Below are 14,306 nucleotides of genomic sequence, written 5' to 3' on the forward strand. Positions count from 1 at the left end.
CGCCGGCCCCCGCACTCCTCGGAGTGCGGGGGCTGACGACTGTCCGGGGGTCCTACAGCGGGAAGCTCACGTACTTCGTCGACAGGTACTCGGCCAGGCCCTCGTGGGCGCCCTCGCGGCCCAGGCCCGACTGCTTCACGCCGCCGAACGGGGCGGCCGGGTCGCTGACCACGCCGCGGTTGACGCCGACCATGCCGAACTCCAGGGCCTCGGAGAGGCGCAGGCCGCGCGCCAGGTCCTGCGTGAAGACGTAGGCGACCAGCCCGAAGGGCGTGGAGTTGGCCAGCTCGAGCACCTCGGCGTCGTCGGAGAAGGTCGCGATCGGGGCGACCGGGCCGAAGGTCTCCTCGACCACGGCGGCCGAGCCCGCGGGCACGTCCACCAGCACGGTCGGCGGGTAGAAGAAGCCTGGACCGGACGGCCGGGTGCCGCCGGTGACCACCCGGGCGCCCGCCTCGACGGTGGCCTGCACGATCCGGTCCACCTTGGCGACGGTCTCCTCGTTGACCAGCGGACCCAGGCCGACGCCCTCGTCGTCCCCACGCCCGACCTGCACCGCGCCCATCCGAGCGGCCAGCTTCTCGGCGAACGCGTCGGCGACCGAGGACTGCACGTAGAAGCGGTTGGCCGCGGTGCAGGCCTCGCCGCCGTTGCGCATCTTGGCCAGCATCGCGCCGTCGACGGCGGCGTCGAGGTCGGCGTCGTCGCAGACCACGAACGGGGCGTTGCCGCCGAGCTCCATGGAGGAGACCAGCACCTGGTCGGCGGCCTGCTTGAGCAGGATCTTGCCCACCTCGGTCGACCCGGTGAAGCTGATCTTGCGCAGTCGGGGGTCGGCCATCGCGGTGGCCACGACGTCCTTCGCGTTCAGCGTGGGGACGATGTTGACCACGCCGTCGGGCACCCCGGCCTCGGCGAGCACCTGGGCCAGCAGCAGCGCGGTGAGCGGGGTGTCCTCGGCCGGCTTGACCACCACGGTGCAGCCGGCGGCGATGGCGGGGCCGAGCTTGCGGGTCAGCATCGCGGCCGGGAAGTTCCACGGCGTGACCAGCAGGCAGACCCCGACGGGCTGGCGGGTCACGATCGTGCGGGTGCCGCCGGCGGGCGCGACCCGGTAGTCGCCGTCGATGCGCACGGCCTCCTCGGCGAACCAGCGGAAGAACTCCGCGGCGTAGGTCAGCTCGGCCTTGGCGTCGGCGGTGGCCTTGCCGTTCTCCCGGGTCATCAGCAGCGCGAACTCGTCGGCCCGGGCGGTCATCGCCTCGAACGCCCGGCGCAGCATCTCCCCGCGCTGACGGGGCGGGGTCGCGGCGAACCCGGGCAGGGCGGCGTGGGCGGCGTCGACCGCGGCGGTCACGTCGTCGGTGGTGCCGTCGGCGACGGTGGCCAGCACGGTCTCGTCGGCCGGGTCGAGCACGTCGAAGGTCGCCCCGGACGACGCGTCGCGCCAGCTCCCGCCGATGAACACGCCGGTGGGCACGGGGGAGGAGATGCCGGGGATCTGCACGTCGGTCGTCACCGGGTCATCCCACCACCACCGGCCCCGCTCAGCAGCGGCGGAAGCCCGCCACGGTGACCTCGCCGTCGGCGAACCCGGCTGCCCGGGCCTCGATGCCGGCCAGCGTCGCCGCCGCCCGGGAGCAGGGGAACCCCCACCGCGCCTGCACCCGGTCGCTGGCGGTCCGCATCGCGTCCCGGCTCAGCGCCACGAACTCGGCCACCGGGTAGGGGTGCCCGACGGTGAACACGTCCTCCACCACCAGGGACGGCGAGTACACCCACCCCGAGCGTCCGTCGGGCCAGTGCACGTCGAACTCCACTTCCGGCATGGGGACGAGTGTGGGGCGGGGCGCCGGTCCTGGCGGTCTGGCCGCGTTGGTCGGCTGCGCTCGTCGGTGAGGAGCCTTCGTTTGCCGGCTGCCCCGCCCACGACCACTGTGACGCAGGACACACAGCGCCGTCAAGACCTGCGCAGCACCTCCGGGGAGAGCTGGTCGACCGAGGTGTGCCCGGTGAGCCCGAGGGTCAGGTCGAACTCGCCGACGACGTCCTCGACCACCTGGCGCACACCCGCCTCCCCGGCCAGGCCCAGCCCGTAGACGTAGGAGCGGCCCAGCAGGCAGGCGCGGGCGCCGAGCGCGACGGCGACGAACACGTCGGCGCCGCTGCGCACCCCGCTGTCCAGCAGCACCGGCACCCGGCCGTCGACCGCGGCCAGGACGTCGGGCAACGCGTCCAGCGCGCCGATCGAGCGGTCCACCTGTCGGCCGCCGTGCGTGCTGACCACCAGCCCGTCGACGCCGGCGTCCACGGCCTGACGGGCGTCGTCGGGGTGCAGGACCCCTTTGAGCAGCATCGGCAGCCGGGTCTGGGCACGCAGCCAGGCCAGGTCGGTCCAGGTGATCGAGGGCCGGGAGTAGATGCCCAGGAAGGTCTCGACGGCGGCCCGGGGGAGCGGGGAGCGCAGGTTCTCCCGCAGCGACCCCGGCCAGGCCCGGGCCATCCCGACCATCGCGGCGACGGCGGCCGCGGTGGGTCGGGGCTGCGGTCCGCGCGGCCCGGCGGCGGCCGCCCGCTCCTCGACGAGCCGGCGGAACACCGGGTCGGAGGTGTACTGCGCGATGCCCTTGCCCAGGGCGAACGGGAGGTGGCCCAGGTCCAGGTCCCGCGGACGCCAGCCCAGCATCGTGGTGTCCAGGGTGACGACGACGGCCTCGCAACCGCTCGCCTCGGCCCGGCGCAGCATCGAGGTCACCAGCTCGTCGGACGTCGACCAGTACAGCTGCATCCACCGCGGCGAGTCGCCCATCGCCGCCGCGGTCGTCTCCATCGGCACCGAGGCCTGGTTGGAGAACACCATCGGCACCCCGGTGGCAGCCGCAGCCCGGGCGACGGCGAGGTCGGCGTCGCGGTGCACCAGCTCCAGCGCCCCCACCGGGCCGAGCAGCAGCGGGGCGGGCAGGCGTCGTCCGAACAGCTCGACGGAGGTGTCCCGTGCGCTGACGTCGCGCAGCACCCGCGGCACCACCTGCCAGCGGTCGAACGCGGCCCGGTCGGCGCGCACCGTCGACTCCCCGCCCGCGCCGCCGGCCACGTACCCCAGCGCCCGTGCGGTCAGCTTCCGCCCGGCCGCGGCGGCCAGCCGGGTGTGCACGGTGGGGACCGTCGGACGGCGGCCGTAGACCCCTGCCCGGTAGACCTCGTCCTGCCGCCGCCGTCCGGTCCCTGCGCCTGCGCTCATGGCCCGACGCTAGTGACCGGCGCCACCCCGTGCGGCGCGGCCGACACGCCCGGGAACCCGGTCACGACTCGACAACCCTGGGTGGTCAGCGGGGATGATGGGCGGGGAACACAGCAGGGACGAGCAGGACGACGGGGGTGGGGAGCAGTGCGCAGCGCAGTGTCGGCGCACCGGTCCGTGCTGCTCGTGGTGCTCGCGGCAGCCCTGGTCGTCGGCCCGGTCGGCCCCGCGTGGGCGGCGCCGGTGGAACCCTCCCCGACGGCGAGCGCGACGCCCACCCCGAGCCCGGCGCCCGCCCTCGTGGCACCGGCCTCCGCACGGCTCACGTACGGGCCCAACTGCGTCGACGGGTACGTCCGCGTCGAGGTCACGGCCGGCAGCGAGGCCGCGACCGTCGAGCTCACCTACGACGGTGCACCGGCCGGCGACCAGGCGTCCCTGGACCCGGGGCAGACCGTGGTGCTCGAGGGCGCCGAGGTCGACTGGGGGACGTCGGTCGAGATCGCCGTCGCGGTCACCACCGCCGCCGGCCCGCAGTCCCCGATCGTCATCGGCTCCCGGGTGCGCCCCAGCGAGGCCGACTGCGACGCGGTTCTCACGCCGCCGCCGACGAGCCCGCCGACCACGACGCCGACCATGGGCACCACCCCGCCCAGCAGCAGCGCCCCGACCACGGCCCCGCCGTCGACGATCCCGGTCCCGACCACCCCGCCGTCGTCGTCCGGTCCGTCGTCGACCGGGCCGTCGACCACCCCGCGGCCGACCACCCCGAGCCCGTCGACGTCCGCCCCGACGACCCCGGCCACCCCGTCGACACCGGGCAGCCCGAGTGGTCCGCTGGGCGGTTCGTCCTCGAACGGGCAGGTCTCCCCGGGCAGCGTGGTCACCATCCGCGGCACCGGGTTCACCCCGGGCGAGCAGGTCACGGTGACGCTGGCCGGCGCCGTCACGCCGCTGGCCACGGTGACCGCCGACTCCGACGGCGCGGTCGAGGCGGTCGTGCAGATCCCGCAGGACACCGACCTGGGTGCCGCCGTCGTCCAGCTGGTCGGGGTGCAGTCGGCCCAGACCGCGGGGGTCGATCTCGAGGTCGCCGCCGTCGAGGTGCCCGCGGCGACCGGCGGCACGCCGTGGCCGCTGCTCGCTGCCGGGCTGGGGCTGCTCGGGGTGGCCGTCGCGCTGGCCTCGGCCGCGGCCCGTCGTCCCCGGCGCGACGACTGGCAGGCGCCGGGCGGCGCCCCCAGCTGATCGCGGGGGGCGCCGGCCAGGACCGCTACTGCAGGTAGCTCTCCACCTGGGACTCCGGGCGGTCGTCGGCCTCGGCCGGGTCGTTGCCGTACTGGCGCTTGGCCCGCCGCTGGCGCAGCAGGTCCCAGGCCTGGTCGAGGTGCTTCTCCAGCTCGGCCATCCGGGCGCGCTGGTCCTCGCCGTGCTCGGCGGCGCTCTCGCGGAGCTGGTGCTCCTCCTCGACGAGGCTGTGGATGCGGCCGAGGACGTCGGCCTCGGTGGGGTCGGGTGCGGTCACGGGGTGGCCTCTTCTCGTCGTGGGTGAGCCCCCACCCTGCCCCTCCGGGCGCCGGCCTACGCCCCGGCGGGCACCCAGCCCTCCACGAAGGCGGCCAGCCGCCGGTCCACCGCGCCGCCGGCGCGGCCCAGCGCGAGCAACGCGGCCCGGTCCAGCGGCACCCGCACGGTGCGCCGCTGCGCGGACCGCCCGGTCACGACGGCGTGCCCGGCCTCGACCAGCTCGGGCCACGGCCGGTCCAGCTGGGCCCGCACCGCGTCCAGCGCGGCCGCCGTCGGCCCGGCGTTGCCCTCGACCATCGCGGTGACGAAGGCCGGGTCGCTGCCGACCACCCGCGTGCCGCTGGAGAAGCTGCCGGCAGCCAGCCCCAGGGTGAGCGGGCCGGCGTCACCCGCGGCCGCCGCGAGGGCGGCGGCCAGCAGGTGCGGGACGTGGCTGATCGCGGCGACCGCGGCGTCGTGCTCGGCGGCGGTCACCGGCACCACCTGGGCGCCGACGGCCAGCGCCAGCTCGGCGACCCGCAGCCAGCGGGGCAGCTCGGTGTCGGGCTCCAGGCAGACCGCCCAGCGGGCACCGCGGAACAGCTCGGGGTCGGTCGCGGCGTGCCCGCTGCGCTCGGTGCCGCACATCGGGTGCCCGCCGACCACCCGGGTGCCGAACCGCTCGCGCAGCGCGGCCAGCACCGGCGCCTTCACCGAGCCCAGGTCGGTGACCGTCGCGTCGTCGTCGACGTCCAGGTCCTCCAGGGCGGTGGCCAGCGCCGGCAGCGGGGTGGCCAGCACGACCACCCCGGACAGCTCCCGGCCGACGGTCACCCCACGCGCAGCGGCGGCGTCTCGGGCGGCCGGGTCGGTGTCCCAGCCGGTCACCGGCCTGCCCGCGGCCACCAGCGCGGCGGCCAGCGACCCACCCAGCTGGCCCAGCCCCACGACGGAGACCGGGGGCGCGGGCATGGTCGGCACCGGGAGCCGGCTCACCGCAGCTCGTCCGGGGCCGGCGTCGGGCCGGCGGGGCGGGTGCCGGGCCCGCCCACCGGCGGGGGTGGCGGGGGAGCGGCGTCGGCGTCGACCGGGGTGAGCTGCATCGTCGGGGGAGCGGCGGGGCCGGCCAGCTCCCAGTCGCGGTCGGTGCGGAACACCCGGGCCAGCGCGATGGCCACCATCCGGCCGTCCTGGGCGCGCGCCTCGATGCGGTAGACCGCCGTCCGGCTGCTGCGGTGCAGCTCGGTGCCCTCGGCGACCAGGTGGTCACCCGGGCGGCCGGGGGCCAGGAACTCGGTGTGCACGTCCTGGGCGACGGCGACCGTGCCGTGGCTGTTGCTCACCGCGGCGTGCACCACGTCCAGCAGCGCCATGGTCGCCCCGCCGTGCGCCGTCCCCACCGCGTTGAGCTGTGCCGGGCCGACCGTCATCGACGCCCGGGCGTACCCCGGTGCCACCTGCTCCAGGGTGATGCCCAGGTGGGCGGCCAGCGGGTCGGCGGCCAGGGCAGCGAACAGCGCCGGCGGGACGTCGGGGGCGGGCGCGGTGCTGTCGGGGTCGGCCACGTCGGCGATGATCGCACCCATGAGCGACCCGATGACCGGCCCGATGACCGAGGTGCTGCCCTCCTGGGCCGTGCGGGTGGAGAAGCAGTCCGACCGCTGGGTGGTCGAGCTGCTCGCCCAGGACGCCTCCGACGAGCTGCCGGTGCTCGAGCGCGCGCTCGGCGAGCCGGGTGCGAGCTGGCCCGGGCCCTACGTGTTCGTGGTCGACACCCGGCTGTACTTCGTCGCCCTCACCCACGGTCCGGGCGGGATGGTCCGCGCACTGATCAGCGACGTGACCCTGCAGGAGTGGGTGCTGGCCAGCGAGGTCGTGGAGCGCTACGGCATCGAGGTCGACGAGGACGCCACGGACGACGACGACGAGGACGGCTTCCCCGCCGGCGACCTGGACCTCTTCTCCGACGGCGGGCTGCCGGCCGCCGAGCTCCAGCCGATCCTCACCGCCGACCTCTGGGCCGACGAGATGGTCGCCGCGATCGCCACCCGGCTCGGCTTCGCCGACGAGCTCGCCGCGGCGATCGCGCCGTGACCGTCTCCGCGGTCGTCTTCGACCTGGGCGGGGTGATCACCACCAGCCCGCTGGCCGCCTTCGGTGACTACGAGCGCGACGCCGGCCTGCCGGTGGGGCTGATCGCCCGGCTCAACACCGAGAACGCGCACACCAACGCCTGGGCCCGCTTCGAGCGCAGCGAGCTCGACCGCGACGGGTTCGTCGAGGTCTTCGAGGCCGAGGCGCGCGCGGCCGGGCACGACGTCGACGCCACCCGGGTGCTCGCCGCGCTGAAGGGCAGCGTGCGGCCCGAGGTGGTCACCGCGATCCGGCACCTGGGGACGGCGGGGGTGCCACTGGCCCTGCTGACCAACAACGCCGCCCCGATGGACCCGGCGTCCGAGCACGGCGCGCTGATGGAGCTCTTCGACGTCGTCGTGGAGAGCTCGGTGGAGGGCATCCGCAAGCCCGAGCCCGAGATCTACCCGCTGACCCTGGAGCGGCTGTCCCGGGCCGTGGCCCGGGAGATCGCGCCGAGCGAGGTGGCCTACCTCGACGACCTGGGCCCCAACCTGAAGCCGGCCCGGGCGCTGGGCTGGCAGACGGTCAAGGTCGTCGACCCGGCCGAGGCGCTCGCCGAGCTGGCCCGGCTCACCGGGGTGCGGCTGGCATGACCCCCGAGCAGGCGATGGACCGCGCGCTCGAGCTCGCCGCCGCGGCGCCGGGCTGGGGGGACGCACCGATCGGTGCCGTCGTCCTCGGGTCCGACGGCACCGTGCTGGCCGAGGCGGCCAACGAGAGGGAGAGGACCGGCGACCCCACCGCGCACGCCGAGGTGCTCGCGCTGCGGGCAGCGGCGGCCGCGCACGGGGACGGCTGGCGGCTCACCGGCGCGACCCTGGTGGTGACCCTGGAGCCGTGCACGATGTGCGCCGGGGCGGCCGTGCTGTCCCGGGTCGCCCGGGTGGTCTACGGCGCCGACGACCCCAAGGCCGGGGCGGCCGGCTCGCTGTGGGACGTCGTCCGGGACCGCCGGCTCAACCACCGTCCCGAGGTGCTCGCCGGGCTGCGGGCGGCGGAGTCCGGGGAGCTCCTACGCGCCTTCTTCCGCGCCCAGCGGGGCCTGTAGTCTGCTCCACGGTGGCGTGTCCGAGCGGCCGAAGGAGCACGCCTCGAAAGCGTGTGAGGTTCACAGCCTCCGTGGGTTCAAATCCCACCGCCACCGCCAGCACGAGAGGGCGGCACCCACGCGGGTGCCGCCCTCTCGTCGTCCCGGCCCTCAGGCGATGACGTCGACGTCCATGAGCAGCGCGCCGTCCGCGCCCTCGACCAGCACGAAGCGGTGCTGCTCGACCTGCTCCTCGCCGTCCTCGACGAAGGTGACCTGCCCGGTGGCCTCCAGCGACCCGTCGGTGGCGCTCACCGGGCCGAGCACGACGTCGTCGAACCGGTTCCAGAACGACGTGTAGTCGCCGCGGCTCGAGGCCTCCTGCAGCGTCGGGCCGGTCAGGCCGTAGGCGGTCTGCGGGTCACCGGGCAGCAGCGCGTAGTAGCCCTCGATCGCGGTGGCCACGTCGGCGGCGGTGACGACGTCCTCGGTCGGCTCGGTGGTGGCCTCCGTGGTGGGCGCGGCCTCGGTGGTCGGGTCCTCGGTGGGGGCGACCGGCTGGGCGGCCGACGTCGCCGGGGCGGACGTCGTGGGGTCGGCCGTCGTCGTGGACGCGTCGTCGGGCCGGGTGACCAGGAAGACCCCGCCCGCGACCAGCAGCAGGACCAGCACGAGGCCCGCGGCCACCAGCCCGCCACGGGACCGGCGGGGTGCCGGGGCCGGAGCGACCGCCGTCCGCCGTGGGGGAGCGGGCAGGTCGGTGCGGGTCGGTGCGCGGGGCGGTGCCGGCACCGTCTGCAGCGGCGTCCGGGCGGTGAGCACGGCGGTGACGTCGCCCCCGCGTCCCGCGGCCAGGCCGGCCAGCTCGTCGCGCACCTGGGCCATCGTGGGGCGGGCCGCCGGGTCGGTGCCGAGCATCCGCTCGATCGTCGCGGTGAGCGCACCCGAGCGCTGCGGCGGGCGGACGTCGCCGGCCGCGGCCCGGTGCAGCATCTCCAGGGAGTTGCCCGACGAGCCGAACGGCGGGTCGCCCTCCAGGCACGTGTAGAGGGTCGCGCCGAGGCTGAACACGTCGCCGGCCGGGCCCGGCTCCTGGCCGCGGGCGACCTCGGGAGACAGGAACGCCGGGGTGCCGGTGAGCATCCCGGTCTGGGTCAGCCGGACGTCGCCCTGGGCGTGCGAGATCCCGAAGTCGGTGATCTTGACCAGGCCCTCGAGCCGGTCGCCCTGCCCGACCAGGACGTTGCCCGGCTTCACGTCCCGGTGCACGATCCCGGCGGCGTGCGTGGCGACCAGGGCGTCGGCCAGCTGGGCACCGATCTGGGCGACCTGCTGCACCGGCAGCACCCCGTCGGCGGACAGCACGTCGGCCAGGCTGCGCGAGGGCAGGTGCTCCATGACCAGCCACGGTTGGCCGCCGTCCTCGGCGACGTCGTAGACGCTGATCGCGTGCGGGTGGCTGACCCGTGCGGCGATCCTGCCCTCCCGCATCGTGCGGGCCCGGTGCTCCTCGGCGACCGCGGGGTCCACGCCGGGGGGCAGCACCACCTGCTTGATCGCGACCTCGCGGCCCAGCCGCTCGTCGGTGGCCAGCCAGACCGCGCCCATCCCGCCGCCACCGAGTCGGGACAGCAGCCGGTAGCGCCCGGCCACCCGGTACCCGGGGCCGATCCCGGCGCTCGTCATCCCGGCGACGCTACCGGCGGTGCCGGTCGGGCGCTCAGGCCTGGGCGGGCGTGCCGTACCGCTGGGCGTACTCGGTCTGGGCGCCCTCCGGCAGGGCGTCGTACAGCTCGGCGAGCTCGGTCTCGGTGCCGGCCGGCAGGTCGTCGAACAGCTGCGCCCAGGTGGGCGGGTCCTCGTAGCTCCGGGTGAGCAGCAGCTCCCAGGCCCGCACCTGCCGGTCGCGCTGGTCGCGGCCGGCGATCATCCGGGTGAAGTACCGGTCCTTGGCGGCGTCCTTCTCCGCGCGCGTCGCGTCCTCGGGGAGGTCGCTGGGGTCGGTCTCGGTGAGCGCAGCCACGATCGCGTCCACCACCTCGGGGCGGATCTGTTCGGCGTCGCTGCTCATCGCGTGCTCTCCCGGGTCGGTGCTGCGGTGTCGGGCCCGAGCTTGCCCGGTCCCGACCCCGCTGACCACACCGGTGACCCCGCCGCATCCGACGTCCGCACCCTCGGGCGGCCCACCCGGTGCCGGCCGCCGAGAGCCGGGGCCGAACCGCCCCGGGTCGACCGGTAGTCTGGTCGGCGCAGTTGGAGGATTCGCCTAGTGGCCTATGGCGCTCGCTTGGAAAGCGGGTTGGGTGCAAGCCCTCGGGAGTTCGAATCTCCCATCCTCCGCAGGTACAGCCCGGCCACGGCGCCGAGCATGAGCAGGCCCCCCACCAGTGCGGTGGGGGCCAGCCGCTCGCCCAGCAGCACCGTGGCCAACGCCGTCGCGGTGAGCGGTTCGAGCAGCGTCACGATCGACACCACCGCCGCGGGCACCGCTCGCACCCCGGTGAAGAACAGCCCGTAGGCCAGTGCCGTGGGCACCGCGCCCAGGTAGACCAGCAGCGCCAGGGCCACCGGGTCGGTGGTGGAGTCCAGCCCGACGGCCAGGGCGACCGGGGTCAGCGCGACGGCGCCCACGGCGAAGCCGATCGTGGTCGTCGGCACCCCGGCCGGCACCCGCGACGAGGTGAGGACGACGGCCGCGTACGCGACCGCGCAGCCCAGCGCGGTGAGCGCCCCCAGCACGACGGCGTCCCCGCCGTCCCCGGTCGCGGACACCCCGACCAGCAGCACCAGACCGACCAGGGCGACGGCCAGCGCGGCCCAGGTCGTGGTGTCGGGCCGGCCGTGGCCCAGCAGGCTGCCGCCGACCGCGATGAGCAGCGGGGCGGCGCCCAGGGCGACCAGGGTGGCGATCGAGACGCCCGCGGTGCCCACGGCGAGGAAGTAGGCGGCCTGGTAGACCGCCAGCCCGACGCCGACCACCAGGAGGCGCGCCCGGGCGCCGTCGGTGGTGGACGCCTTCCGGCGGGCGAGCTGAAGGGCGACCAGCAGGGCCGCCCCGATCGCCATCCGGTGCCAGGCGACGTCGAGCGGGTCGAGGTCGGTGCGGCGGAGCACGGCGTCCCCGGCGACCCCGGAGGTGCCCCAGGCCAGTGCCGCGGCGACGACGAGGGCGAAACCGCGGGCCGGGGTGGTCACCGGGAGATGATCGCGGAGGCGTCCACCGGGTTCCCCGGGCGTCCTCTAGACTGACCGGCAGACCCCTCGTGCGGCGTCATCCTGTGAACCTCCCCAGGGCCGGAAGGCAGCAAGGATAAGCGGGCTCTGGCGGGTGTGCGGGGGGTCCCTTGTGTTTCCGGCACGGCTAGACTGCTTGAACCTTCATCATCGGGAGTGTTCGTGCCCAGTCGCCGCACCTGGACCGTCGTCGGGGGTGTCGCCGCGCTCGTCGTGGTCGGTGCCGTCGGCGGACCGCTCGTCTACGCCGCGCTGCAGGAGGACGCCGCCCCGGCGACCACCGTGCAGGCGCAGGACTCCGACGCACCGCTCGTCGAGACCACTGACGGCACCTGGACCGTGAGCAGCGGCTCGTCGGCCGGCTACCGGGTCGACGAGGTGCTCAACGGCGCCGACGTGACCGTGGCCGGCACGACCGACCAGGTGACCGGCACCGTCGTCGTCAGCGGAGGGGACCTGGCCTCGGCCGAGGTGGACGTCGACGTCGCCTCCGTCACCACCGACAGCGACCGGCGGGACTCCTACTTCCGGGACGACGTGATGGAGGTCGGGGAGTTCCCGACCGCCTCCTTCGTCGTGGACCGGGCCGTGGACCTGCCCGAGCTGACCGGGACGCCGGTGACCGTGCCCGTCGCCGGGACGCTCGCGCTGCACGGGGTCACCCAGGACGTGACGGTGGACCTGTCCGTCGTCCGGACCGCCGACGGCGTCGAGGCCTCCGGCTCGATCCCGGTGACCTTCAGCGACTACGACGTGACCGCGCCGGACCTGGGCTTCGTCTCCGTCGAGGACGCCGGCTCGGTCGAGCTCTTCCTGGTGCTCGCGCAGTAGCAGGAGTGTCGGAGGAGACCCGTAGCCTCGGGGTGTGGCTCTGGCGCTCTACCGCAAGTACCGTCCGGCGACCTTCGCCGAGGTGGTCGGGCAGGAGCACGTCACCACCCCGCTGGTGAACGCGGTGGAGAGCGGGCGGATCAACCACGCCTACCTCTTCAGCGGCCCCCGGGGCTGCGGGAAGACCTCCTCGGCGCGCATCCTGGCCCGCTCGCTGAACTGCGAGCAGGGCCCCACGGCGACGCCGTGCGGGGTCTGTGTCTCCTGCGTGGCGCTGGCGCCGGACGGCCCGGGCTCGATCGACGTCATCGAGATCGACGCCGCCAGCCACGGTGGCGTGGACGATGCCCGCGACCTGCGGGAACGGGCCTTCTTCGCCCCGGTGCACAGCCGGTACAAGGTCTACATCGTCGACGAGGCCCACATGGTCACGACGGCGGGCTTCAACGCGCTGCTCAAGGTGGTCGAGGAGCCGCCGGAGTTCCTGGTCTTCGTCTTCGCCACCACGGAACCGGAGAAGGTGCTGCCGACCATCCGGTCGCGCACCCACCACTACCCGTTCCGGCTGGTCCCGCCGACCACGCTGCGCAAGCTGCTGGAGAGCACCTGCGAGCGGGAGGGCGTCGAGGTCGAGCAGACCGTCTTCCCGCTGGTGGTGCGGGCCGGCGGCGGGTCGGTGCGCGACTCGCTGTCGATCCTGGACCAGCTGCTGGCCGGCGCCGGGCCCGAGGGCGTCACCTACAAGACCGCGGTCGGCCTGCTCGGGGTCACCGACGACGCGTTGCTCGACGAGACCCTCGACGCACTGGCCGCCAGCGACGCCCCCGGGGTGTTCCAGGCCGTCGACCGGGTGGTCGAGGCCGGGCACGACCCCCGCCGGTTCGCCACCGACCTGCTCGACCGGCTGCGCGACCTGATCGTGCTGGAGGCCGTCCCCGAGGCCGGTGGCAACGGGCTGCTCGACTGCCCGCCCGACCGGCTGGACCTGATGAGCCGGCAGGCCACCTCGATGGGGGCCGCGACGCTGTCCCGGCTCGCCGACACCGTGCACGAGGGCCTCACCGAGATGCGCGGGACGACGGCGCCGCGGCTGCTCCTGGAGCTGGTCTGCGCCCGCATGCTGCTGCCCGGGGTCGACGGTTCGGCGGTGGCCACCCTGCAGCGTCTGGAGCGGCTCGAGCGGCGGATGTCGATCGCCGGGGAGCACGCGGGCCGTCCGGAGGTCGCGCCTGCACCGGTGCGGGCTCCCGCTGCGGAGGAGGCCTCGGCCCCGAGTGCCTCGCGGGCGTACGTCCGGCCCTCGCAGACGCGGTCCGAGCCCACCCCGGCGCCTGCTCCGACACCGCCCCCCGCTCCGGCGCCCGAGCCACGGCCGGCCGCGCCGACCCCTGCGCCGGACCCGACGCCTGCCGCGCCGGTCCCTGCCCCCACCCCTGCCCCGGTCGCACCGGCGGCGGAGGAGGACGGCTGGCCGGAGACCGCGACCCCCGGGGCGCCGGTGTCCTCGCTGGACCGGTCGACCGCGGCGGCGGCCGCTGCCCGGCCCGTCCCGGCCGCAGCTGCCGAGGTGGACGGCTGGCCGGAGACCGCGGTGCCCGGTGCACCGCCGGCTGCGCCCGCGCCCACACCCCGGCCCGCGGAGACGTCGTCCGAGCCCGACGTCCCGTTGCCGCCCGAGCCCACCGACGACGAGGACTGGCCCGCCCCCAGCCGTCCTGCTGCTCCCGCCGCGCAGGCCGCACCGCAGCCGCGGGCGGCCGCGGAGTCCTCACCCGCTCCCCGCGGCGGGGAGCCCACCCCGCTGGTCACCGCCAACCCGCCCGACCAGGCCGAGGACGGCGCGTTGACCACCGCCGACGTCCGGCGGATCTGGCCCGAGCTGATGGCCGTGGTCAAGCGGCACAAGCGGACCACCGAGGCGCTGCTGAAGAACGCCCAGGTGCACGAGCTGTCCAACGGCGTGCTGACGCTGTCGACCACCTCGCCGGCGCTGTCGCGCAGGCTGGGCGACGACCTGAACAAGGACGTCGTCCGCGAGGCGTTGAACGAGCTGCTCGGGGTGCGGTGGCGGGTGACCGCGATCGTCGACGCCCCCGGTCAGGCCCCGGCCGGGACGCCCCCGCCGGCGCCCGAGCAGGTCCGTGCCGCGGCACGGGCCGCGGAGAGCGCCGAGGCCGACGAGCTGATGGCCGAGCGCCGGGCCGATGTCGACGCTGCCGCCGGCCAGGACGCCCCGCCCCCGGTCGACCCCGAGCAGGCCGCGCTGCAGCTGCTGCGCACCCAGCTCGGCGCCCGCCCGCTGGAGGGCTGACGACGACGGGCGCCCACCCC

At 75.7% G+C, this 14,306-nt stretch carries 14 protein-coding genes, 2 tRNA genes, 1 other RNA gene and 1 pseudogene; 9 read left to right on the top strand and 9 right to left on the bottom strand.

Annotated elements, in window-relative coordinates; all coding sequences use genetic code 11:
• Positions 1-52: 52 nt before the first annotated feature.
• The 3 genes from F1C76_12415 to F1C76_12425 form a co-directional block, all read right to left on the bottom strand.
• Positions 53-1,492, bottom strand: a complete 1,440-nt coding sequence (locus F1C76_12415; GenBank protein QNG39210.1) for an NAD-dependent succinate-semialdehyde dehydrogenase — start codon at positions 1,490-1,492, stop codon at positions 53-55.
• Between the two features lie 55 nt (positions 1,493-1,547).
• Positions 1,548-1,829, bottom strand: a complete 282-nt coding sequence (locus F1C76_12420; GenBank protein ID QNG37280.1) for an MSMEG_0570 family nitrogen starvation response protein — start codon at positions 1,827-1,829, stop codon at positions 1,548-1,550.
• A 131-nt stretch (positions 1,830-1,960) separates the two neighbouring features.
• Positions 1,961-3,241, bottom strand: a complete 1,281-nt coding sequence (locus F1C76_12425; protein ID QNG37281.1) for a lactate 2-monooxygenase — start codon at positions 3,239-3,241, stop codon at positions 1,961-1,963.
• Positions 3,242-3,388: 147 nt separating this feature from the next.
• Between F1C76_12425 and F1C76_12430 the strand changes: the two genes are divergently transcribed.
• Complete coding sequence (locus tag F1C76_12430) at positions 3,389-4,489, top strand: hypothetical protein (protein QNG37282.1); 1,101 nt, start codon at positions 3,389-3,391, stop codon at positions 4,487-4,489.
• A gap of 25 nt (positions 4,490-4,514) precedes the next feature.
• On the opposite strand, the gene F1C76_12435 is transcribed toward F1C76_12430, so the two are convergent.
• The 3 genes from F1C76_12435 to F1C76_12445 are packed head-to-tail and all read right to left on the bottom strand — an operon-like array spanning position 4,515 to position 6,333.
• Entirely contained in the window at positions 4,515-4,766 is a 252-nt protein-coding gene (locus F1C76_12435; GenBank protein ID QNG37283.1) for a DUF2630 family protein, read from the bottom strand.
• A gap of 56 nt (positions 4,767-4,822) precedes the next feature.
• Positions 4,823-5,743, bottom strand: coding sequence for a prephenate dehydrogenase/arogenate dehydrogenase family protein (locus tag F1C76_12440; protein ID QNG37284.1), 921 nt, complete (start codon positions 5,741-5,743; stop codon positions 4,823-4,825).
• Positions 5,740-6,333 carry a hotdog fold thioesterase gene (locus tag F1C76_12445; protein QNG37285.1) on the bottom strand — a complete coding sequence of 198 codons (594 nt, stop codon included), beginning with the start codon at positions 6,331-6,333 and terminating at the stop codon, positions 5,740-5,742. Before F1C76_12445 ends, F1C76_12440 begins: the two co-directional genes overlap by 4 nt.
• Positions 6,334-6,343: 10 nt before the next feature.
• Between F1C76_12445 and F1C76_12450 the strand changes: the two genes are divergently transcribed.
• The 4 genes from F1C76_12450 to F1C76_12465 all read left to right on the top strand — a co-directional run bounded on the left by F1C76_12450 (position 6,344) and on the right by F1C76_12465 (position 8,030).
• Complete coding sequence (locus F1C76_12450) at positions 6,344-6,841, top strand: hypothetical protein (GenBank protein QNG39211.1); 498 nt, start codon at positions 6,344-6,346, stop codon at positions 6,839-6,841.
• Complete coding sequence (locus F1C76_12455; GenBank protein QNG37286.1) at positions 6,838-7,476, top strand: HAD-IA family hydrolase; 639 nt, start codon at positions 6,838-6,840, stop codon at positions 7,474-7,476. The genes F1C76_12450 and F1C76_12455 overlap by 4 nt, the downstream gene beginning before the upstream one ends.
• On the top strand, positions 7,473-7,931 hold the full coding sequence (locus tag F1C76_12460; protein ID QNG37287.1) for a nucleoside deaminase: 459 nt from the start codon (positions 7,473-7,475) through the stop codon (positions 7,929-7,931). The genes F1C76_12455 and F1C76_12460 overlap by 4 nt, the downstream gene beginning before the upstream one ends.
• Positions 7,932-7,941: 10 nt before the next feature.
• A tRNA-Ser gene (locus tag F1C76_12465) sits at positions 7,942-8,030 on the top strand.
• 51 nt (positions 8,031-8,081) lie between these two features.
• Here the strand turns inward: F1C76_12465 and F1C76_12470 are convergent.
• Complete coding sequence (locus F1C76_12470; protein QNG37288.1) at positions 8,082-9,596, bottom strand: protein kinase; 1,515 nt, start codon at positions 9,594-9,596, stop codon at positions 8,082-8,084.
• 34 nt (positions 9,597-9,630) lie between these two features.
• A complete protein-coding gene (locus tag F1C76_12475) occupies positions 9,631-9,981 on the bottom strand; it encodes a hypothetical protein (GenBank protein QNG37289.1) in 351 nt (116 codons plus the stop codon).
• 184 nt (positions 9,982-10,165) lie between these two features.
• Between F1C76_12475 and F1C76_12480 the strand changes: the two genes are divergently transcribed.
• A tRNA-Ser gene (locus F1C76_12480) sits at positions 10,166-10,250 on the top strand.
• On the opposite strand, the pseudogene F1C76_12485 reads toward F1C76_12480, so the two are convergent.
• A pseudogene (locus F1C76_12485) lies at positions 10,242-11,105 on the bottom strand (EamA family transporter). The gene F1C76_12480 and the pseudogene F1C76_12485 overlap by 9 nt on opposite strands.
• A gap of 57 nt (positions 11,106-11,162) precedes the next feature.
• Here F1C76_12485 and ffs point away from each other — a divergent pair.
• The 3 genes from ffs (at position 11,163) to F1C76_12500 (ending at position 14,286) form a co-directional block, all read left to right on the top strand.
• Positions 11,163-11,258: signal recognition particle sRNA small type (gene ffs, locus F1C76_12490), an RNA gene on the top strand.
• A gap of 48 nt (positions 11,259-11,306) precedes the next feature.
• A complete protein-coding gene (locus F1C76_12495; protein ID QNG37290.1) occupies positions 11,307-11,975 on the top strand; it encodes a YceI family protein in 669 nt (222 codons plus the stop codon).
• A 34-nt stretch (positions 11,976-12,009) separates the two neighbouring features.
• Positions 12,010-14,286, top strand: coding sequence for a DNA polymerase III subunit gamma and tau (locus F1C76_12500; protein QNG37291.1), 2,277 nt, complete (start codon positions 12,010-12,012; stop codon positions 14,284-14,286).
• Positions 14,287-14,306 lie beyond the last annotated feature (20 nt).

Source organism: Geodermatophilaceae bacterium NBWT11, assembly GCA_014218215.1.
Taxonomy (GTDB): Bacteria; Actinomycetota; Actinomycetes; order Mycobacteriales; family Geodermatophilaceae; genus Klenkia.